Annotated in this window: 16 protein-coding genes; 7 read left to right on the top strand and 9 right to left on the bottom strand. The window is 71.1% G+C overall.

Annotated features, from left to right (window positions below; translation table 11 throughout):
* Window positions 1–6 precede the first annotated feature (6 nt).
* Window positions 7–258, top strand: coding sequence for a mycoredoxin (locus tag OHA25_RS19605; RefSeq protein WP_327588987.1), 252 nt, complete (start codon window positions 7–9; stop codon window positions 256–258).
* A gap of 101 nt (window positions 259–359) precedes the next feature.
* On the opposite strand, the gene OHA25_RS19600 is transcribed toward OHA25_RS19605, so the two are convergent.
* Window positions 360–698: a hypothetical protein gene (locus OHA25_RS19600; RefSeq protein ID WP_327588986.1), complete on the bottom strand. Its 339-nt coding sequence runs from the start codon at window positions 696–698 to the stop codon at window positions 360–362.
* Between the two features lie 90 nt (window positions 699–788).
* Window positions 789–1763 (bottom strand): NAD(+) diphosphatase, encoded by a 975-nt coding sequence (gene nudC / locus OHA25_RS19595; protein WP_327588985.1) that lies wholly within the window; start codon window positions 1761–1763, stop codon window positions 789–791.
* A 144-nt stretch (window positions 1764–1907) separates the two neighbouring features.
* On the opposite strand from nudC, the gene OHA25_RS19590 reads away from it, so the two are divergent.
* From OHA25_RS19590 to OHA25_RS19575, 4 genes are read left to right on the top strand one after another with little or no spacing between them, the layout of a single operon-like run.
* Window positions 1908–3059 carry a siderophore biosynthesis protein gene (locus tag OHA25_RS19590; protein WP_327588984.1) on the top strand — a complete coding sequence of 384 codons (1152 nt, stop codon included), beginning with the start codon at window positions 1908–1910 and terminating at the stop codon, window positions 3057–3059.
* On the top strand, window positions 3056–4543 hold the full coding sequence (locus tag OHA25_RS19585; RefSeq protein ID WP_327588983.1) for an IucA/IucC family protein: 1488 nt from the start codon (window positions 3056–3058) through the stop codon (window positions 4541–4543). Before OHA25_RS19590 ends, OHA25_RS19585 begins: the two co-directional genes overlap by 4 nt.
* Window positions 4544–6094, top strand: coding sequence for an IucA/IucC family protein (locus OHA25_RS19580; protein ID WP_327588982.1), 1551 nt, complete (start codon window positions 4544–4546; stop codon window positions 6092–6094).
* The gene (locus OHA25_RS19575) at window positions 6091–7161 is read left to right on the top strand and encodes a type III PLP-dependent enzyme (protein ID WP_327588981.1); all 1071 of its coding nucleotides are present in this window, start codon (window positions 6091–6093) and stop codon (window positions 7159–7161) included. Before OHA25_RS19580 ends, OHA25_RS19575 begins: the two co-directional genes overlap by 4 nt.
* Here OHA25_RS19575 and OHA25_RS19570 read toward each other — a convergent pair.
* Window positions 7121–10405, bottom strand: a complete 3285-nt coding sequence (locus OHA25_RS19570; RefSeq protein ID WP_327588980.1) for an ATP-dependent helicase — start codon at window positions 10403–10405, stop codon at window positions 7121–7123. The two genes, OHA25_RS19575 and OHA25_RS19570, sit on opposite strands and share 41 nt — an antisense overlap.
* Entirely contained in the window at window positions 10399–13551 is a 3153-nt protein-coding gene (locus OHA25_RS19565; protein WP_327588979.1) for an ATP-dependent helicase, read from the bottom strand. The genes OHA25_RS19570 and OHA25_RS19565 overlap by 7 nt, the downstream gene beginning before the upstream one ends.
* Window positions 13552–13730: 179 nt before the next feature.
* Between OHA25_RS19565 and OHA25_RS19560 the strand changes: the two genes are divergently transcribed.
* Window positions 13731–14393 carry a class I SAM-dependent methyltransferase gene (locus tag OHA25_RS19560; RefSeq protein WP_327588978.1) on the top strand — a complete coding sequence of 221 codons (663 nt, stop codon included), beginning with the start codon at window positions 13731–13733 and terminating at the stop codon, window positions 14391–14393.
* Between the two features lie 37 nt (window positions 14394–14430).
* Window positions 14431–15030: an NUDIX hydrolase gene (locus tag OHA25_RS19555; RefSeq protein WP_327588977.1), complete on the top strand. Its 600-nt coding sequence runs from the start codon at window positions 14431–14433 to the stop codon at window positions 15028–15030.
* A 206-nt stretch (window positions 15031–15236) separates the two neighbouring features.
* Here the strand turns inward: OHA25_RS19555 and OHA25_RS19550 are convergent, their stop codons facing one another.
* From OHA25_RS19550 to OHA25_RS19530, 5 genes are all read right to left on the bottom strand, one after another.
* Window positions 15237–17984 (bottom strand): CDP-glycerol glycerophosphotransferase family protein, encoded by a 2748-nt coding sequence (locus OHA25_RS19550; protein WP_327588976.1) that lies wholly within the window; start codon window positions 17982–17984, stop codon window positions 15237–15239.
* 208 nt (window positions 17985–18192) lie between these two features.
* Entirely contained in the window at window positions 18193–18507 is a 315-nt protein-coding gene (locus OHA25_RS19545; RefSeq protein ID WP_327588975.1) for an MGMT family protein, read from the bottom strand.
* Window positions 18495–18854, bottom strand: a complete 360-nt coding sequence (locus OHA25_RS19540; RefSeq protein WP_327588974.1) for a hypothetical protein — start codon at window positions 18852–18854, stop codon at window positions 18495–18497. Before OHA25_RS19540 ends, OHA25_RS19545 begins: the two co-directional genes overlap by 13 nt.
* Window positions 18855–18921: 67 nt before the next feature.
* Window positions 18922–20085, bottom strand: a complete 1164-nt coding sequence (locus OHA25_RS19535; RefSeq protein ID WP_327588973.1) for a S8 family serine peptidase — start codon at window positions 20083–20085, stop codon at window positions 18922–18924.
* The gene (locus tag OHA25_RS19530) at window positions 20079–20981 is read right to left on the bottom strand and encodes a hypothetical protein (RefSeq protein WP_327588972.1); all 903 of its coding nucleotides are present in this window, start codon (window positions 20979–20981) and stop codon (window positions 20079–20081) included. The genes OHA25_RS19535 and OHA25_RS19530 overlap by 7 nt, the downstream gene beginning before the upstream one ends.
* Window positions 20982–20999: the final 18 nt, after the last annotated feature.

Below are 20999 nucleotides of genomic sequence, written 5' to 3'. Positions count from 1 at the left end.
CCCAACATGGCGCTCACCGTCTACAGCACCACCTGGTGCGGCCCATGCAAGCGGCTCAAGGCCCAGCTGACCCGTGAGGGCATCAGCTTCAACGAGGTCGACATCGAGCGTGACCCGTCGGCGGCCGAATTCGTGATGAGCGTCAACAACGGCAACCAGACCGTGCCGACTGTGGTGATCGAGACGGCGGAGGGGCGGGTCGTGCGGACCAATCCGTCGGCCAGGGAGGTCAAGCTGCTCCTGGAGAGCGCGGCCTGACGTTCTTGGATACGGCACGAGCCCCCGGCCGGGAGGGCAGGGGGCTCGTGACCTAGCATGGCCGTGAGGACCTGGGTGGTTTGGTCACTCAGGTCCTCGTATCAGTGGCTGTGGTTGTCGAGCTTCTCCTCCAGCCGCTGGATCTCGCCCTTGACGTCTGCGATGTCGGCCTTGAGCTCCGTCCGAACGTCCGCGATGTCCGCCTTGAGCTCTGTCCGGACGTGTCCGATCTCCGCTGTGAGCTCTCCCTTCATGACGCCGAGGTGTGTCTTGAGCCCGATGTCACGCATGAGGTTGTCCTCTTTGAGCTGGCCCACGGCCGCGGAGATCGCCCCGCTCACCACATCGACGATCTTCTTCGTCTGAAGCTGGATCTTGTCATCGATCGCGACCTCCACGGCCGCGAACTGGATGGCAAGCTTCTGGCGCTCGAGCTCCACGAGCTCTCGCATGTGTGTTTCATTCATGGGCATGACTTTACCCTCCCCCTAACGTCTCGTGTTCATGGAATCACGCTAAGCGAAATCTTGCTACCAGTCACCCGACAGAGGGCCGCCATACCAGGTCTCGATGAGGCGGCGGGCGATCGACACGGGCGGCGGCAGCCGCAGCTCGCCTGACTCCAGCGCCGCCACGAGCTCCTCACGCGAATACCAGCCCGCCTCGGCGATCTCCTCCGCGTCGGGCGTGAGCGTGGTCGAGGTGGCCTCGGCGAAGAAGCCGAGCATGAGGCTGCGCGGGAACGGCCAGGGCTGGCTGCCGAGATAGCGGGGATTGACGACGGTGATGCCGACCTCCTCCGCGACCTCGCGTACGACGGCGTGCTCCAGCGATTCCCCCGGCTCGACGAACCCCGCCAGGATCGACAGCCGCCCCTTCGGCCATTGCGGACCGCGGGCGAGCAGGCAGCGGTCCGCCTCGTCGCGGACCAGCATGATCACGGCGGGGTCGACGCGCGGGAAGTGCTGGCTGCCGTCCTGCGGGCAGAGGCGGATGTGGCCGCCCGCCCGGACGTCGGTGCGGGTCCCGCAGCGCGGGCAGTATTCGTGGGTCGCGTGCCAGGCCTCCAGCGCCACGGCGTAGACCAGCAGGCCCGCGTCGCGGTCGCCGAGCAGGCCGCCGACCTGGCGCAGCCCGGCCGCCACCGGCCGGCCCTCGGGGGTGTCGCCCAGCGTCATCGCGAACGTCACGCGGCCGTTGACCTCGCCCTTCGGCACGCCGGGCAGCGGCGCGGCGACCGCGAAATAGGCGACGCCGTCCTCGACTCCCAGCAGATAACGCTGCCCGGGCGGCGCGTCAGCGGGACCGTAGAGCACCGCGCCCACCTCGTCGCCGATCCGCCGCACCAGCGTGTGACCGTCGTCGATCACCAGCACCCTGGTCGTGGGGTCGGCCCATGCCTGCTCCAGCCACCGCTCGTCGGCACGCAACGCCGAGGAGCGGTCAATGGTGCCGCGCGCCAGAAGCAAGGGCCCGATGAGTTGCTCTTCCGCGGTCGTCTCCACTGACCGCCCCCTCTCACATTCCATGTCATCCTATGACCTCGCGGTTAGCCCCTGATTAGGGAATCCAGGCCCCGGAACGATCTCCCTACGGCTAAGATCGAGCAGTTAGGTTAGCCTTACCTGATCCCCGGGGGTGCCTTCGCGTTGCGGCTCTACCTGACCGCGCTCAAGCCGACCGACTCCGTGACGGACGGCTTCCTGCCCGCGGCCCGCGCGCTGGGTTGCGAGGTGACGATCCTGACGGATCGGCCGGAGCGGCATCCGGACGCGGTGGCGTGCGACGTGCGCGACCCACGTGCGCTGATCGACACGATCGAGCAGCTCGGCAGGCCGGACGCGATCTTCTCGAACTCCGACCACCTGCAGGCCGAGACCGCGCTGGCGGCCGCCTACTTCGGGCTGCCGGGCAAGGACTGGCGGGCGTGCGTGGCCGCCAAGAACAAATTCCTGATGCGTCGCAAGCTCCTTGAGGCGGGGGTCGAACAGGTCAGGTCGGTACGGCTCACGCCCGGCGACCCGGTGCCTGACGGCCTGCCCTACCCGGTCGTGCTGAAACCCCGGGAGGGTGTGGCCAGCGAGGACGTCATGCTCGTCGAACGCGACCTGGCCGCTGCTGTGGCCGCGATCAGGAGGCGGCGGCCGGGTGAGGCACTGGTCGTGGAGGAATACCTCGAAGGGCCGGTGCGGACGCTCGAAACGCTCGGTGACGGAGACGAGGTGCGGGTGCTCGGGGGATTCGAGACGACCCTGGGGCCGCTGCCGTACTTCATCGAGGAGCGGCTCGACTGGGCGCCGCCGCCCGGCCACGGGCACGAGCACGTGCTGGCGGCACTGCGGGCTCTGGGGGTGGGATTCGGGGCGTGTCACACCGAGTACGTGCTCACCGCCGGCGGACCCCGCGTCATCGAAGTGAACTATCGGGTGATCGGGGATCACTGCGACTTCCTGATGGGGGACGTGCTCGCGGTGCCGTTGTTCGAGTGGATCCTGCGCGTGCATCTCGGCGAGCGGTTGCCGACCATGCCTGCCGTGCCCTCCGCGGCCCGGCACGGGTGTGCGGTCAGTGTCGTGGCCGACCGGGCGGGGACGATCAAATCCGCACCGGAGCTCGAAGTCGTCGAGCGCCGTGACGTGCGGCTGTGGCATCGGCCGTTGCGGGAGGTGGGCGACGTTGTCCGCCTCACCCACACGAACCGGGACTACCTGGGCGTCATCCGGGCCGTCGGGCCGGATCGGGCGCGGGTGGACGCGGCTGTGGAGAACTACCGGGTCGCGCGGCCTTGGGTGGTCGAATGAGCGATCGGGAGGCTTATTTGGCCGCCCGGGTGCTGGATGCCCTGCTCCGCGAGGACTACGGCGGGCTGGCCTCGCGCGTCACCAGGACCAAGGACGGCGTGGGGTTGCTGCTGGCGGACGGCCGGTGGGTGCGGCTGGAGCCGGGGGTGCTGTTCCAGGACTTCGTGGTGGCGCGGGACGAGCGGCTGGGGCTGGAGCAGGTCTTGGAGACGCTGGTGGAGGTCGCCGATCCGGCGGACTCCGAAGGGGTCGCGGCCTTCTTCGAGGAGTGCCTGGCGGCGTTGTCGGCGCTTGAGCTGCACGATGCGCATGCCATTGAGGTCCTTCGGCGAGGGCCGTCCTATGAGGCTCTGGCGGCTTTCGTGGATCATCCGGTTTACCCGACGTCGCGGGCGCGGCCGGGGTTGGCGGAGGGTGATTTGCTGGCTTACGCGCCGGAGTTTGCGCCTTCGTTCGAGCTGCGGTGGGCGGTCGTACCCCGCCGTGCGCTCGTGCCGGGCTCCGCCGCGCACCTTCCCGCCGACGCGGCGACCTCGTGGGACGTCGGTCCTGACGAGGTGCTCTTTCCCGTGCATCCGCTGACCGTCGGCGAGGTGCGGAAGGTCGACGGGGTACGGGTGCTGGACGAGGCGCGGGTCACGGTGCGGCCCACGCTCTCGATGCGGACCGTGGAGCTCGGCCCCCGCACGCACCTCAAGCTGCCGCTGCCGATCAGCACGCTCGGGGCGCGCAATCGGCGCTCGATCAAGCCGGCGACGCTGGGCGACGGGGCCAAGGCCGAGCTGTTGCTGCGGGAGCTGACCGGCCCCGATGTGCTCCTGGCCGACGAGCAGACCTATGCGCACACGGGTCACGAGTATCTCGCGTGGATGGTCAGGCGGCTGCCGGAGGGGAAGATCGTGCCGGTGGCGGCGCTCGGCGCGCCTGGTGTGCTCGCCGAGGTCGGCGACGTCATCCCCGCATATCTGCGGCTCCTCCTGCGCTGGAACGTCCGGCTCTTCGTGCGGTACGGCGTCGCGCTGGAGGCCCACCAGCAGAACCTCGCCCTGGTCTTCCAGGGAGACCGCATGAAGCTGCTGGTCAAGGACAACGACGGGCTGCTGGCGTCCCCGGCGAGGCTGCGGGCCGCGGGGGTCGAGGCGCCGGCGTTCGCCGACGAGCGCATGCTGAACGACGACCCGCACGCGCTCGCCGACGTGTTCGTGACCATCACGCTGCACCTGGCCGCCGCGGCCGTGGCGTTCGCGGCGTTGCCGCACGCGCGAGCCGCGGCGCTGCTGCGTGACACGCTCGCCGAGGCCCTCGACGAGTACGGCGACGACCCCATGGCCAGGCTCCTGCGCGCCAGGACCCTCGACGCGGCCCGGCTGACCGGCAAGTCCATGATCACGGCCGGGACGCTGATGGCCAAGGAACGTTCCGGCGCGCGCGACATCAACAAGTACTACGGCACCAGCGGCCCCAACTACCTGAGGAGAGCTTGAATGCCGAGCTCGGACGGACTGGTCATCGACGCGCCCTCCGCTCTGGCCGAGGAGGCGACGCTGGCGGCCCTGCTGCGCTGCTGCGCGCGGGAGGTGGCCGGGCCGCGCGGCCTGGTGTGGCCGGCGCCACCGTACCTGCTGCTGCGGGTGGCGGGCACACTGCTGCGGGCCCGCACGTACGGCGGCGCCGCGCTGCGCTTCGACGGCCGGCCCGAGCGTCTGGAGAACGGCGCCTGGCGGCCGCTGTCGACCGACGAGCTGGTCGGGCTGGTCGAGGCCGATTTGCAGGGGCACAACGCCGAGTTCGCCGGGCAGGTGGCGGCCAGCAGGCAGGCGGTCGCCGCGATCCTGCGGGCCAGGGCCGGGTCCGAGCCACCGGCCGATCCGTGGCTGGCCTCGGAGCAGGCCCTGGTGTACGGGCACCCGTTCCACCCGAGCCCCAAGGCGCGTGGCGGGGACGGCTGGCTGCGCTACGCGCCTGAGGCGCACGCCGCGTTCCCCGTCCGGCTGCTCGGGGTGCGCGAGGACGTGCTGGCCGAGGCGGGCGACGTGTCGGCGTTGGAGGGCATGGGCGGCATGGGCAGGGCGCCGGACGGCTATCGGCTGCTTCCCGCGCATCCATGGCAGCTCGACCTCCTTCGGCCCGCGTTCGGAGCCGAGCTGATCGATCTGGGACCCGGGCCGGTCGTGGCGCCTACTTCGTCGGTGCGGACCGTGTACGCCCCGGAAGCGGAGGTCTGCCTGAAGTTCTCCCTGAACGTGCGGATCACGAACTGCGTACGCAAGAACGCCTGGTATGAGCTGGCCGGAGCCGTGGAGCTCTCGTCACGACTCAAGCCCATATTTGACGAAATATCGGCCAAGCACCCCGCCACCCGCTGGCTCCCCGAGCCCGGCTACCGCTCGGCCGCCCTCGGCACCCGGCTCCACGAGGGCCTGGGCGTGATCATCCGGAAGAGCCCGTGGGCCGCCTGCGACCCCGGCGTGACCCCGATCCTGGCCGGCGCACTCGCCCTGGACGCCCCCGCGCGGGAGCCGCTCGCGTGGTGGTCGGCGTACGTGTCCGCGGTGGCGCTGCCCGTGGTGGAGCTGTACTTCGCGCACGGCGTCGTACTGGAGCCCCATCTGCAGAACGTCCTGGTCGGCCTGGACGCGGCCGGGATGCCCGCGCAGGCCGTCTTCCGCGACCTGGAGGGCACCAAGCTCGTCGCCGGCCGCCACGACCTCGGCGGGCTGCACCACGAGGTGGCCCGGGCCTTCACCTACGACGCCGAGCGCGGCTGGGCCCGCGTCGTCTACTGCCTGCTCGTCAACCACCTCACCGAGATCGCCGCCGCCGTGGCCGGGCACGACGACGGGGTGCTGCGCGAGTTGTGGCGCATCGCCCGTGACCTGCTCGCCAAGCTCGCCGCCGACCTCGGCTGGCCGCTGCCGCTGTCGGACCTGCTGGCCGGCGCCCCGCTGCCCGCCAAGGCCAACCTGGGCGTGCGCTGGGCCAGGGCGGCCGACCGCACCGCCGGTTACGTCCCGATCGCGAACCCGCTCGCATGATCCCCGCCCGCGTCCAGGACGCCGCCCTGAGCCTCGACGACGCCCCCGCCTACCTCTACGACCTCCCGGCGCTGGAGGCGCACGTCGCGGCCGTGCGGCAGGCGCTCCCAGGCATCGAGCTGTACTACGCCGTCAAGGCCAATCCGGACGCCGAGCTGCTGCGTGTGCTGGCGGGACACGTGGACGGATTCGAGGTGTCGTCGGCGGGCGAGCACGCGCACATCACGAACCTCTTCCCGGGCGCCAAGGTGGCGCTCGGCGGTCCCGGCAAGACCGACGCCGAGCTGGGCCTGCCGCACCACCGCATCCACGTGGAGTCGCCGAACGAGCTCCGCCGTCTCCTCGCCACCGGGCTGGAGGCCGACGTGCTGCTCCGGGTCAACCCCGACCTGCCGGTCGAGGGCGCGGCGCTCACGATGAGCGGGCCGTTCGGGATGGACGAGGCCGGCGTGGCGGAGTGCCTGCCGCTGTTCGGCCCGCGCGTACGGCTTCGCGGCCTGCACACCCACCTTGCCAGCGGCCTCCAGGCGCCGCAGCTGCTGGACCTGGCGCGGACGCTGCTGGACAACTCCTACGAAGAGGTCAACCTCGGCGGCGGCATGGCGGTGTCCTATGCGGCCCCGGACGACAGGTTCGACTGGGCCGCCTACGGCAGCGGGCTGGCCGAGCTCGGCCGCGGGCGGCGGCTGCGGATCGAGCCGGGGCGGGCGCTGACCGCGTACTGCGGCTACTACGTGACCAGGATCGTGGACGTGAAACGTGTGCGCGGCGAGGCGTACGCCATCCTCCTCGGCGGCACCCACCACCTGCGCACTCCGGTGACCAAGGGCCACGACCAGCCCTTCACGATCCTGCGGACGGGCAAGGGGCCGGGAGTCGCCGACGAGCCGATCACGTTCGTCGGCCAGCTGTGCACCCCGAAGGACGTTTTTGCCCGAAAAATCGTGACTACCGCACGAGTGGGGGACACGGTGGTGTTCGAGATGGCCGGGGCCTATGCGTGGAACATCTCACACCACGACTTCCTCATGCACCCGAAGCCGGCTTTTCACCATCGACGAGCTTGACGCTCTCGATGAGCGCGACCAGCCCGGCCTCGTCGAGCAGGTTCACGGGCCGCACGGTGCGGTTGGCGCGGACATAGTGGAAGGCCGCGGCCACCTTCTCCAGCGGCACCCCGGCCAGATGCGACCAGGCCAGCCGGTACGCCGCCAGCTGCACCGACGCCCCCTTGGCCGCCTTGCCCCTGGGCGGCTGCCCGGTCTTCCAGTCCACGACCTCGTAACCCCCGTCGGACAGCTCGAACACGGCGTCCATCCGCCCGCGCACCAGCCGGTCGCCGATCATGGTCTCGAACGGCACCTCCATGTCGACCGGCCGCCGATCGGCCCATTCGCTCTGCTCGAACCGCTCCTGCAGCTCGGCCAGGCGCACGTCCGCCTCCTCCAGCTCGTCGTACAACTCGAGGTCGTCGATCAGCCGCTGCTGATCCCACCGCGTCTCCAGCCACTTGTGGAACGACGTGCCGCGCCGGGCCAGCGGCGCCGGCTTGACCGGGACAGGACGGCGGATCCTGCGGGCCAGCTCGCGCGGATCGGTGGCCAGCGTGACCAGCGACGACACGGTCAGCTTCGCCGGCAGCTCGACGATCGTGGCGGGCCGGCGCACGTGCAGCTCCCGCTCGCGCAGCAGCAGCTCCGTGTCGCGTTCCCAGGCCCGCAGCCGCTCCTCCTCATACGCCCGCAGCGGCTCGTCGTCTTCGGGCTCAGGCTCGGCCATCGTGCCGGCCAGCGCGTCCTCGACCAGCCGGGCGCCGTCGAGCACGGACTCGTACCGCAGGCCCTCGGGCGTGACCGGCCAGACGGCCTCGGCGGGCTCGGCGAGCAGCGGGTTCGTCGCGCCCTCCGCCACGTCCCCGGCCCAGAACGCGACGCGATCGGCGGTGTCGCGGATCTCCAGCAGGAAGTCCGACGGCGCCAGCGGCTTGGTGGCGGTGCCCCAGCGGTAACCGGAGGCGATCAGGTGGTAGTGGGCGCGGGTCACGGCCACGTACGCCAGCCTGCGTTCCTCCATCAGGTCGCGCTCGCGACCCTGCTCGTCGAAGCCGGCCAACTCCTCCTTGCTGAGCCCGCCCAGCCTGGGCAGGTCGGCGGCGTCGCCGCGCAGCGGGTAGGGGAGCTTGCGGGGATTCTCCGTCCACCGGCTGTTCATGACGGGCGTGGCGGGGAAGATGCTGCCCGTCGTGATCGTTCCCTTCGAGCTGACCAGCTGCGACAGCCCCGGCACGACCACGATCGGCCATTCCAGGCCCTTGGAGGCGTGCACGGTCATCAGCTTGACGCTGTTGCTCTCCCCGACCCGGCCGGCCTCCAGCCCGAACTCCTCGCTCTCGGCCGCCTGCAGGTAGGCCAGGAACGCCCCGAGCGTCGGATCCTCGGCGTCGCCCGCGAACCTGGACGCCGCGTCGAGGAACGCGTCCAGGTCCGCCCGCGCGGCGAACGCGCTCACCGTGCCGCTGCGCGCGGCCACCTCGACGTCCAGGCCGAGCTTGCGCTCCACCTCACTGATCAGATCGGGCAGCGGCTGCGCGGTGTGCGCCCTGAGCTGCCGGAGCTCGTGGGCGAGGGCGATGAGCCTGGTACGGGCCAGCGGCGACAACGCCTCCAGCCACTCGTCCCGGTCCGGCAGCTCGTCCAGGGCGTCCACCAGGCTCCCGCGCTCTTCGGCCAGGTCGGCCACCACCTGGTCGAGCGGGTCCTCCGCCCGGTTGCTCTCGCTCAGCTCGCGGGCCAGCTGCCTGGCGTGCTCCCCCAGCACCCGCAGGTCAGCAGGCCCGATCCGCCAGCGCGGCCCGGCCATCAGCCTGGCCAGCGCGTCACCGGCGGTCGCGTCGTAGAGGACGCGGAGGGTGGCGACGATGTCGCTCACCTCGGGCACGGTCAGCAGGCCGCCGAGGCCGACCACCTCGACCGGGATGTCGCGTTCCTCCAGGGCCCGGCGCAGCGCCGGGAACTGCGAGCGTTTCCTGGCCAGAATCGCGACGTCCTGGGGCTGGATGGCGAGGGTCTTCTTGCGTTCCTTCTCGCCCCACGGCAGCCCGTCGGGGGCGACCTGCTGGCCGAGGATCTTGGCGATGCCGTCGGCGACCCACCTGGCCTCGTCCTCGGCGGTCTCATGGAAAGCGCAGGTCACGCGGCCCCGGTCGACCCGGTTGGGGCCGGGGACGAGGACGGGGACCTCGCGGGCCTCCATGCGGAGCGGGAGCTGGACGCGGGCGGCCACGTCCAGGACGCGGTCGCCGTTGCGGAAGCTGACGCTGAGCTGGCGGACGGGGGCCGGGTCCCCCGAACTTGTCCGGAAATCTCGGGAAAAACGGCGAAGGTTGCCTGCGGAGGCGCCGCGCCAGCCGTAAATCGACTGGCAGGGGTCGCCGACGGCCGTCACCGCGTGGCCGCCACTGAACAGCGAGCGCAGCAGGACGAGCTGGGCGTGGCTGGTGTCCTGGTACTCATCCAGCAGGACCACCGCATAACGCTCGCGCTCGATCTGTCCCACTTCTTTGTGGTTGGCGGCAATCCTGGCGGCCAGCGCCATCTGGTCGCCGTAGTCGATGACCTCCCGGCTTCGCTTCAGCCGCTCGTACGCCTCCACCAGCGGCAGCAGCTGCTCCCGCGCGGCATGCACGTCCACCGGCTTGCGCTGGGCGAGCGTCTTCCTGCCCGGCAGCACGTCATGCCGTTCGCGCAGCCACTCCCCCACCCGCCGGACGTCGGCCGGCGTACGCAGGTGCTCCGACAACTCGCCGGCCAGCTCCAGCACGGCGGCGGTGACCGACGGCGGGCCCAGCTCGATCTTGTCCATCGGCCCGTCGTACATCGCCACCACCCGCGAGGCGAGCTGCCAGGACACGGCCGGCGTGACCAGCCGCATGGTCGGCTCCAGACCCTCGCGCAGGGCGTGGTCGGTCACCAGGCGGGCGGCGTAGGCGTGGTAGGTGGAGACCGTCGGCTCGTTGTCGAGCGCGCCCGGCTCGACCAGGCCCGCCTCCGCCAGTCCGGTGAGGCGTTCCCTGACCCGAGTGGCCAGCTCGGCGGCCGCCTTGCGGGTGAAAGTCAGGCCCAGCACGTTCTCCGGCTTGACCAGGCCGTTGGCCACCAGCCAGACCACGCGCCCGGCCATGGTCTCGCTCTTGCCCGAGCCCGCGCCGGCCATGACCACCATCGGCTCCAGCGGGGCCTCGATGACCACGGCCTGCTCGCTCGTGGGGGGAAGAATGCCGAGCTTTCCGGCGAGTTCGACGGGGGTCAGCACACCTGGCCCCCGTTGTCGTTGACCGGGCAGCTCGCCCTGGCCGCGCAGGTGCGGCAGCCGTCGTTGACCTTGGCCTGGAAGAACGGCCCCGACATGCCGGTGGCCACGGTGTCCACCAGATCGCCGGCCCAGCCCGGGTTGTCGTCCTCGCTCAGCGGTTGCTGACCCTGCTCCAGGGCATCGTTCTTGCCGCCGGCCTTCCCCAGCTGGACGAGCGCGGCGCCGCCCGGCTCGGTCATGCCGTGCCGGGCGAACGCCCCCAGCAGCGCGGCCAGCTGGTAGACGCCGAGCTGCGGGTGGCGGTCGATCTCACCGGCCTTCGGTTTGGAGCCGCCGGTCTTGAGGTCGATGATCACGGCACGCCCGTGGTCGTCGCTCTCCACGCGGTCCACCCGCCCCTTGATCTGCACGCCTTCCGAGACCATGGCGGTGAACGACTCCTCCATGGCCTTCAGCTCGCGCGGGTTGTCCTTCTGCCAGCGCAGGAACTTGCCGATCATCTGCTCGGCGACCTTGCGCTGCTTGCGGTTGTACCAGGTACCGCCGAAGTCGAGCTCGTGCCAGACCTGGTCGAGCCGCTCGCCCAGGAGGTCCTCGCTGGGCAGGTCGGTGTTGGCCAGCACGGCCAGGGCGTGGATGACGTTGCCCAGGCCCTGCGCGGTGCTGGTGCCCGCGGCGCCGACTGCGGTCTCCAGGAGCCAGCGCAGGCCGCACTTGGTGAAGCTCTCGACCGCCGAGGGCGAGATGCTCACGATGCCGTCAGGCCAGATCAGAGGGCGGTCGTCGGAGATGGGCGTGAGGGCGTACCAGTCGTTGGGGTGGGCGCCCTGGACGCCGGCGGCGGCAAGGCGGGCGAGCTGCTGCGCCGCTTTCTGCCGGAGTTTTCGGGGTTTGGTGGGGTCGGTCACCGCACTGCGGAGGTCCGCCACCAGGGCGGGCATGTTCAGCCAGCGGGCCCGGTCGTCCATCGTGGCCGTCTCCACCGCGCCCGGCAGCAGCTCCGACAGGAACCTGGACGCGCGCTCGTCGGTGTCCTCGCCGCCCACGGCCGTCACCACCAGCCTGTGCCTGGCCCTGGTGACAGCCACGTAGAACAGCCGGCGCTCCTCGGCGAGCAGCTTGGAGGCCAGCGAGGCGGCGTTCGGCCGAGCCCCCTCGAGCACCTCGACGAGGTCCTCGACGCCCAGCATCGAGCCGCGGAGCCGCAGGTCCGGCCAGACCGCCTCCTGGACGCCCGCGACCACCACGACGTCCCATTCCAGGCCCTTGGAGCGGTGGGCGGTGAGCACGCGTACGGCGTCGCCGTCGGGGGCCCGGTCGGCCAGCGTGTCACCGGGGATCTCCTGGGCGGCCAGGTCGTCGATGAACACCTCGGGACCCGCCTTCGGCATCCGGTCCACGAACCTGGCCGCATGGTCGAACAACGCCACGACCGCGTCCAGGTCACGGTCCGCCTGCGCTCCCCTGGAGCCGCCGGACATGCTCAGCTCGGTCCAGCGCTGGGCCAGCCCGCTGGCGTGCCACACGGCCCACAGGAGGTCCTCCGCCGTGCCCTGCTCGCCTACCGCCTCCCTGGCCACCGCCAGCAGCTTGGCCACCCGCTCGGCCGGGACGGCGATGTGGGGCTCGATCCTGGTGAGCTCGCGGACGTCCTGCACGGCCGCGACGAGCAGCTCTCCGGACGAACGTGCCTCACCGGCGTCGGACGCCTCGTTCTCGGCGATCTTGAGTGCCCGGCGGAGGCGGCGCACGCCGATCATGTCGGTGCCGCCGAGCGGGCCCGTCAGCAGCTCCTCGGCCACCCCCTCATCGAGATGGGCGGGGTCGAGCACCACCTTCATCAGGGTGAGCAGCGGGCGCACTCCGGGCTCATGGGCGATCGGCACCTCGTCGCCCGCGATCATCGTCGGCACCCCGGCGTTGGTCAACGCCCGGCGCAGCAGGGGCACCTGCCGCCTGGCCGAGCGCACCAGCACCGCCATCCGGTGCCAGGGCACGCCGTCGATCAGGTGGGCCCGCCGCAGCGTGTCCGCGACGATCGCGGCCTCCTGGCTGGTGCTGTCGGCCAGCAGCACACGGACGTCGCCGTCCGGCGTGTCCGGCAGCGGGACCAGATCGCGGTGGCCGCCTCCCGGCCCGGCGGGAAGGCGGGTGGCGACCCTGCGTGAGGCCTCCAGCAGACCGGCCCCGCTCCTGCGGCACACGCGCAGCGTCAGCACCGGCGCGTCCTGGCCGTCGCGGGTCCTGAACCGCTCGGGGAACTTCATGATCCCCTGGACGTCCGCGCCCCTGAACCCGTAGATCGACTGGTCGGGGTCGCCCACCGCCACCAGGTCGCGCCCGTCGCCCGCGAGCTGGGCCAGCATCAGCTCTTGGGCCGGGTCGGTGTCCTGGTATTCGTCCACGAACACCACGTCGTGCGCCGATCGCTCCCGCTCGCGCACGTCCGGCCTGGCCAGCAGCGCGGAGGCGGCGCCGATCAGCTCCGCGTAGTCGTAGGTCTCCTCCGGGTCGAGGTCGAACCTGTCCTGGTAACGCTCGGCGAACCGGCCGGCCGCCACCCAGTCGCCCCTCCCGTGCCGCCGGCCGAGCTCGATCAGCCGGTCGCCGTCGAGCCCGCGTTCGTTGGCCCGCGACAGGAAGTCCCGCAGCTCTTCGGCGAACCCGCGGGTCTTGAGCGGCTCGCGCAGCGACACCGGCCAGTCGAGCCCGCCGCTCTCCAGCTCGCCGTGCAGCAGCCGCCTGATCTCCAGCAGCTGCTCGGGTCCGGTCAGCAGGCGGGGCGGGGCCTTGCCCTCGAGGATCGACTCGCGGCGCAGGAGCGCGTAGGCGTAGGAGTGGAAGGTCAGGGCGAGCGGGGTGCGGGTGGTGCGGCGCAGGCGTGCGGTGACGCGCTGGCGCAGCTCCTCGGCGGCCTTGCGGCTGAAGGTGAGGATGAGCACCCGCTCGGGGTCCAGGCCGCGACGCTCGATCCTGTCCACCACGCTCTCCACGATCGTGGTGGTCTTGCCGGTGCCCGGGCCGGCGAGGACGAGAAGGGGTCCGCTCTGGTGTTCGACCACGGCACGTTGGTGCTCGTCGAGCACAGGGGACACAACAGGGCTGCCGCTGCCGCGCCGTACCAACCGCCAGGTCTGACCACTCACAGCTCTAAATTCCACCAGACCACAGGGGTAGATCGTGCCGACTTGCCCGGTCTCCCCACGCGATCCGCCCACCGTACCGGGGCAAATCCCGGCTTTTCCGACGACACGCCGCTCCTGCCTTTCCAGAACATGGCGCGATATATCTTGACTTGGACCAGACGCGATATATCGTGTGCGTCATGACCAGAACCGACAAGGGATACAAGGGCATCGGCATGGAAGGCCCGATCGCTCGCTGGTACACCACCGCCAACGGCAAGTCGCCCGAGCGCTACGAGCAGCAGGTGGAGGCCGTACGACAACGGGCCGGCCAAGGGAGCTCGATATTGGAGGTCGCTCCCGGACCGGGCTACCTGTCGATCGCGCTGGCCAGGACCGGCGACTACACCGTCACCGGACTCGACGTCAGCGAGACCTTCGTCGAGATCGCCCGCACCAAGGCCGCCGAGGCCGGGGCCGCCGTCGACTTCCGGCTGGGCAACGCCTCCTCGATGCCGTTCGAGGACGAGAGCTTCGACTTCGCCGTCTGCTGCGCCGCCTTCAAGAACTTCTCCGATCCGCTCGGGGCCCTGCGGGAAATGCACAGGGTGCTGCGGCCCGGCGGCGCCGCCCTCATCATCGACCTGCGGCGGGACGTATCCAAGGAGGCAGTGGACGAGGACGTGGCACGCATGGGGGTGGGCGGGCTCGCCAAGATGGTCACGCGCTTCACCCTGCGCTCGCTCCTGCCCCGACGCGCCTACACGAAGAGCGAGTTCGAGGCGTTCATCGGGCAGAGCGGTTTCCCCAGCCACGAGATCCGGCTCTCGCCACTCGCCCTGGAGGTGGACCTGCGCAAGTGACGTGCGCACGGAGCGTGCGTCCTTGTAACGTAGGGTCATGGTCTGGCAGGTCCACTCCGAGAAGACGCTCTACTCCGCCGCGCGGGTGGACGTCCGGGTCGCGGACGTGGAGCTGCCCGACGGGCGGCATCTCGATCACCATCTCGTCCGCACCGCACCCGCGGCCGGAGCGGTCGTCACCGACGAGCAGGACCGGGTCCTGCTGATCTGGCGACACCGGTTCATCACCGACAGCTGGGGGTGGGAGATCCCGCTGGGGGAGGTCGACGAGGGTGAGATGCCGCAGGCAGCCGCGGCGCGGGAGGTCGAGCAGAAGACCGGCTGGCGTCCGGGCCTCCTGCGCCCGCTGCTCGCCGTCCAACCCGCCAACGGCTTCATCGACGCCCTGCATCACGTCTACTGCGCCGAATCGGCCACGCGCATCGGCCCGCCGGCGGATCCTTCGCAGGCCGGCCGCATCGACTGGCTCCCCTTGCCGGGGATCCGCAAGCTGATCGACAACGGCGACATCGTCTGCGGCACCACGTTGTCCTCGCTGCTCTATCTCCTGCTCGACCACCTGCCCGGGGACCGCGAGCCGACGTTCGACCCCACCCGCCAGATCCTCCTTCGCGACATCCCGGGCCTCCAGCTCTGACCACGGAGCCGGTCAACTAGACGCTCCGTCACGGCGAGCAACCCGTGAGCCTTCACGACCGGCCATGACAGACGGCAAGGAGTTACGGCGCGTGCGGTGACGCTGGGCGACCGTAAAGGATGGTTGTCAAAGGCGCGCGGTGACGCTGGGCGACCGTAAAGGATGGTTGTTAAGGGCGCGCGGTGACGCTGGGCGACCGCGGAAGATCACGAAAACAGACGATCGACCACCCGAGCAGTGGCTTTGCCGTCGTCGCGGGGAGCGAACGTCGCGCGGAACGCGTCATAGCGGTCGGCGTGCGACGCCCCCACCGAGTCGATCGACCGCAGGGCATCGATCACCTCTGCCGACGTCGACAGCACCGGGCCGGGCGCCTGCTCGGCCAGGTCGAGGTAGAGACCCCGCTTGGACGAATACTTCGCCAGGTCGTAGCCATAGAGCACGATCGGGCGGCCGGTGCAGGCGAAGTCGAACATCACCGACGAATAGTCCGTCACCAGAACGTCGGCCACCAGCAGCAGATCGGCCATGTCCGGATAAGTGGTGACGTCATGGGCGATGTCGGGGACGGCCGGGATGGCCTGCATGGGATGGGCGCGGACCAGGATCTCGTGGTCGGCGCCCAGCGCCTCGCGGGCCTTGGCCAGGTCCAGCTTCACCATGGCGTTCTTGCGGTCGTAGTCCCGCCACGTCGGCGCGTACAGGACCACCCGCTTGCCCTCCACCAGCCCGAGCCGCTCGCGCACCGCGGCCGCCAGGGCGTCGCGGTCCGGCGAGTTGAGCACGTCGTTGCGGGGCAGGCCGCTCTCCAGGATCTCGCCCTTGTAGCCGAAGGCCTTGCGGAGCACGGGCGTCGCCCACGGCGACTGCGACAGCAGCAGGTCCCAGCCGCGCACCTCCGCCGCCTGGCGATGCCAGATCGGCGGCTTGGGGTCGCGGTTCATGTGGGGCTGGTCGTTACCGATGATCTTGGCTGGGGTGCCGTGCCAGGTCTGCACCACCACCTGGTCCTCGCGGGCGCGGAACCAGGCGGGCAGGAACGAGTTGGTCACGATGTGACGGGACCTGGCCAGAGCGGCGTGGTGCTCGCGGCTGCCGGCGCGCGCGACGGTCGCGCCGCCCGGCGGCACGAACGCCCCGTCCTTGACGATCCAGATGTGCTCGCGGTCGTCGCCCCGCCGCAGCCGCTCCTCGTAGATCGCGCGGACGCTGTCGGCATAGAGCCGCCCGTCGTTGACGACGTAGACGGTCGCCTCCGTCAGCGGCTCCGTGCGCTGCGCGGGATAGAAGACGCGCCGCAGCACGTGGGTGCCCGCGACGCCGCGCTCGTCGGCCGGACGGGCCTCCTCCACGGCGACGACGGGCACGTCGAAGCGCGTCGAGATCATCCGGTACGTGCGCCCGCCGACCGTGCGCGGTTTCTCATCGAGCCCCGCCAGGGCGGCGTGGTCCATGCGCAGCGGGACGATCTCGCCGGACGGATGGCGTACGGACATGTTCCAGGTGCCCGACGCCAGCGGCACCGGCTCGCCGAAACGGTCCATGGCGGCAGGCTCGACGCGGACCGAGAAGTCCTCGCCGGAGCGCTCCATGGGCAGCTGGTAGGACAACCCGGACCGGTGCCGCAGCGTGAGCGTGCGGGGCCCGGACGCGTCCGGGTAGTGGCCGCGCAGCACGAGCACGGAGTCTTCCCAGACCGCGGAGGTGATCACGGGGCGGACGCGGTGGGCGGAGACCACGACGCGGTCGCGGCGGTCGCCGAGCACGGTGATCTCGCGGTCCCCCACGACCGTGCGGGTCTCGACGAGGTCGGCGAGCATGACCGAGGCCGCCGGGTCGCCCTTGGGCTCGACCCAGAGCCGCCGCCCGTCCTTCTCCTGCAGCAAGGAGGGCACGGCCAGCGAGACCACCACCTGCGTGCCGTCGTCCGACGGGGTGAAGTCGGCGGCGATGCGGTGACCGCCCAGCCTGGCGTGGCCCTTGGTGACCGTGCGGCCGGGCAGGGAGATCTTCAGCTCGAGGCGGTCGTCGTCCACGGACACCCCGGCCAGCTCGGCCCGGTTGGGCTGGAGCACGACCTGCAGCGCCCGGTCGGACGTCCAGACCGGCCTGATCCACCAGCCGGGCTTGAGCTTGAGCCCGGCGGGGCGCTCGGGCCGGCCGAGCGCGGAGCCGCGCAGCAGGCCGGTGGCCCGCGCGCCACGGCTCCAGAACACGATCTCGGCCCGCCACGTCGTGGTGTCGGGCACCGACGGCCGGTGCCGCATGCGGCGGCGCACGGCGGAGACCACAGCGCGCACGGCGCCGCGCCAGCGCAGCGGCCACGGGCTCAGCTCCGCGCTGAAGCCGGACCAGTCGTAGTTGCAGCCGGGCTCGCGGGCCCCATGCGTGGCCTCGGGCTCCAGCACGCGGCGGGTGCGCATGCGGATGGGCGGCAACCAGCGCGGCCCGCGCAGCACCACGGTCGCCCAGTTGAACCTGCGGCTGCGGACCGACAGTCCGGCCAGGTAGGCGAAGCCGGTGACGCGCAGCTTGCCGTCGACCCAGTTGATGTCGTCGATGTGGGTCACCGGCACCATGTCGGCCCTGCGCAGCCGGTAGAGGCCGGGCGGCAGCTCGTCACGGAAGGGCAGATCGGCATACCAGCTGAGGCCCTTGCGGATGCGCTTGGACGGCTCGGCCGCCGCGGTCACAACCTTGGTGAGGGTGTCGCCGTCGATGAGCTCCTCGTCGGGGCGGTGCTCGATCAGGTGCACGATGACCCGTCTGGCGACCGGCAGGTCACGTTTGACCCCCGCCTCCACGCCCGCGAGGTAGGGGCGCACGAGCGCGAGCATCTCGCGGCGCCGCGCGGCGCCGCGTTTGACCGCGAGGTCGATGCGGCCCCCGAGGGGACCGCTGAGCACCTCGGTGTCGAACGCCGCGTCGCGTCCGCCGGGGCCGACCGCTCGCATGACCGCTTCGAGAGGCTCGCCACGATCGCAGAGATCCTGGACAGCCTTCAGGCGGTCGGCAAGCGAATTACCGCCCTGGCTCTGGGCTGTGACGCCGGTGGCCATTGGGGAGGCACCGCCTTTCGGGCCGCCATCAGTGTTTTGCCCATGGTAATGCGAGTCACATGTCACAGAATCGCCCGTTCGGCAAAACCGCAGGTCAATGCGCTTACTGAAAATCCCCTGAACGCCCGTCCCAGCGCGCCAGGCGCATGTCGACGCGTTCGCCTCGCAGCGGAGTGCCTTCCTCGCGCCAGTGGGCCAGGCAGCGTTGCAGGTGGTCAGGGGCGGCGCCGCTGCCGTCGGCGTGGACGACGCGCCACCAGGGCACGCCACCACCCCACGTGGACATCACCTTGCCGACCTGTCGCGGGCCGCCTTCACCCAGATATTCGGCGATGTCCCCGTACGCCATGACCTTGCCGGGCGGGATGCGCTCGACGAGGTCGAGCACCCGCTCGGCGAAGGGAGTCAGGGGCTCCATGCCGCCGGGCCGGCGTCGATGATCTGCTCGAGCTTGCCGACCTCCACGACGCCGCCGCCCGTCTCGACCTCGATGACACCGTCGCGGAGCTTGTAGACCTCGCCGTCCTCGCCCACGAGCCGGGCGCCGAGCGCGGTCGACAACCTCAGGAGTTGTGCCACCTGCCAGTCGGAATCGGGCTCGCCGACCACCTGGCCCGCCCAGCGCGCCACCGGGTGCCTGCCGCCCGCGTGGCCGATCACGATCTCGTCAGACCCGCGCAGCTCGAAACCGGCCGGCGCGATGGCCCTCGCCAACTCCGCGAAGGCGAGCGGCGACTCGCGCACCACTCGCAGCTCGTATCCCATGACGGGGGACCCTAGCGGATCTCTTTGCCAACGAGAAACCCGCCGTAGTGCCTGGTCCAGGCCCTTCTCACGGTTCCTTTCGCTGGTTGAGCACGATGATCGCGCCGCAGAACGTGATGAGCGCCAGCAGCACCCCGCCCCCGTACACCCACAGGTGCCAGGGGTCGGGTCCCGGCCGGGTCGGCACGGGCGAGTCCTCGCCCTGGCCGAAGTGTTCCTTGCCGGACTCCCCCGCGCTGCGTTGCACGCCGGTCAGCCGCTCGGCGGCGTTGAGCGCGGCGGCGGCGTCGACCACGCCGAACCCGGTCTGGTCGTCGTATCCGGCGGCGGGCCGGCCTCGCGCGCTCATGGACAGCGCCTGGGCGACCTGCTCGGGCGGCAGGCTCGGGTAGCGGGACTTGATGAGCGCGGCCACCCCGGCCACGAGCGCGGCGGCCGAGCTGGTGCCCTCCGACAGCTCGTAGCCGCTCTTGCGCTTGACCACGGGCACCTCCACGCCGGGCGCGGCCACGAGCACCGACAGATTGTCGCTGCTGAACGTGGCCTTCCTGCCCTGCTTGTCGGTGGCCGCCACGCCGATCACGCCGGGGTAGCCGGCCGGGAAACTCCAGTAGGAGGTGCCCTTGTCCCTGGCGTAGCCGGTCTGGCCGTCGTTGCCCACGGCGGCGACCAGCACGACGCCCTTGCTCAGCGCGTACGAGACGGCCTCGCGCTCGGACTTGTTCGGCCCGTAGGACCCGATCGACATGCTGACGACCTTGGCGCCGTGGTTGGCCGCGTACCGCAGGGCGCGGGCGAGCGGGCTCTCGGCGGCCATCTCCTGGTCCTCCATGGGCGGGACGCCGAACTCCATATCCGGTTCGTCGTCCGTGACCATGGGCAACGACAGGATGCGGGCCTCAGGCGCGACGCCGACCAGCCCGTCGTCCTCGCCGGAGCCGGCGATCAGGCCGGCCATGGCGGTGCCGTGCCTGCCGGGCGGGATGTTGCGGACGATCGAGCCCGAGGTCATGTCGGGGCCGGCGCTGACACGTCCCTTCAGCTCCTTGACCTCGGCGTCCACGCCGCTATCCACGACGGCGACGGTGACGCCCGCCCCCTTGGTGACGGTCCACGCCTGCTGGACGTTGAGGGCGTCGAGCACCCACTGCTGCTGCTCCCTGACCGGGTCGGCGCTCGGTCCCGCGAAGACCAGCAGGGTGGCCGCGATCGCGCGTATGGCGGTCAGCACACGTTCCCCTGCGTGCAGGGCGGCACCTTCGGGGGATCCGCGAGGAAGTAGGCGATCTGGTGACCGATCGACTTGGCCGCCGGCCACAGCTCGGGGTGCAGGATCTCCTCGGGCGGGATCGAGGCCCGGGTCCGCCCGTCCGCGTAGCCCGCGGTGGAGAACACGATGTACGGTCCCGCGCCGACCCAGCTCGTACGCTGCCGCTGGTCGGGCCCGAACCGCTCACTCACGGTGCCGGGGAAGGCGACGGGCAGCACGCCGACGCGGTCGTCCTGGGTGAGCTCCTCGGTGGCCGAGACCCTGGACGCCTCGTCCTTGAGCACGGCCACGCCCACCGTGAAGACGAACGACGCCGTCTGGTCGATGTAGGTGGCCCGCAGCATGGTGACGCAGCCGTGGCTGTCCAGCACACCGGCCACGGAGGCGTCCACGCCCTTGCCGCACTCGGTCTCGGGGGCGATGCCGACCCGCCTGGCGTACTGCTGGGCGCGGTCGAGCCCGAGGTACTTCACCTCTTCGGGGAAGACGCCTGTCGCCGGCCACGCCTGCCAGCGTCTGGCGATCTCCTCCTGCTTGTACTGGTTTTGCTCCGAGGCGGTCAGCGGGCGCGCCCGCGTCTCGTCGAGCAGCCCGATCGTGCCGAGCAGCACGACGGCCGCCGACATGGTGATGATGACGCCGAGCAGCGCCACGAAGATGCGCCGGTAGCGGACGCCCTGCTGGAGCGCGTCGAGTTCGGCGCGCTGCTTGGCGTCCACGCTCCTGCGGGAGCTCGCGGCCGGCCAGGCACGCACGCGTGACCGGCGGCCGGTGGTGGCGCCGAGTGGGTTCCTGCGTCCCGGGGCGGATTCGCCTCCGGTGCGCGGCAGCCCTGAGATCGACCTACGTGCCTTCACCACCGCCTCTTCCTGCGT

It is taken from the genome of Nonomuraea sp. NBC_00507 (assembly GCF_036013525.1).
In the GTDB taxonomy this organism is placed as follows: domain Bacteria; phylum Actinomycetota; class Actinomycetes; order Streptosporangiales; family Streptosporangiaceae; genus Nonomuraea.
The sequence above is the reverse complement of the archived record's forward strand: the minus strand, read 5'-3'. Positions and strand labels throughout refer to the sequence as shown.

Excerpts from the sequence above, each read along its gene's own strand:
- OHA25_RS19540 (WP_327588974.1), bottom strand. The coding sequence starts at position 18,854 with ATGGGATACGAGCTGCGAGTGGTGCGCGAGTCGCCGCTCGCCTTCGCG.
- OHA25_RS19585 (WP_327588983.1), top strand. The coding sequence starts at position 3,056 with ATGAGCGATCGGGAGGCTTATTTGGCCGCCCGGGTGCTGGATGCCCTG.
- OHA25_RS19560 (WP_327588978.1), top strand. The coding sequence starts at position 13,731 with ATGACCAGAACCGACAAGGGATACAAGGGCATCGGCATGGAAGGCCCG.
- OHA25_RS19555 (WP_327588977.1), top strand. The coding sequence starts at position 14,431 with ATGGTCTGGCAGGTCCACTCCGAGAAGACGCTCTACTCCGCCGCGCGG.
- OHA25_RS19550 (WP_327588976.1), bottom strand. The coding sequence starts at position 17,984 with ATGCGAGCGGTCGGCCCCGGCGGACGCGACGCGGCGTTCGACACCGAG.
- OHA25_RS19575 (WP_327588981.1), top strand. The coding sequence starts at position 6,091 with ATGATCCCCGCCCGCGTCCAGGACGCCGCCCTGAGCCTCGACGACGCC.
- OHA25_RS19605 (WP_327588987.1), top strand. The coding sequence starts at position 7 with ATGGCGCTCACCGTCTACAGCACCACCTGGTGCGGCCCATGCAAGCGG.
- OHA25_RS19580 (WP_327588982.1), top strand. The coding sequence starts at position 4,544 with ATGCCGAGCTCGGACGGACTGGTCATCGACGCGCCCTCCGCTCTGGCC.
- OHA25_RS19545 (WP_327588975.1), bottom strand. The coding sequence starts at position 18,507 with ATGGAGCCCCTGACTCCCTTCGCCGAGCGGGTGCTCGACCTCGTCGAG.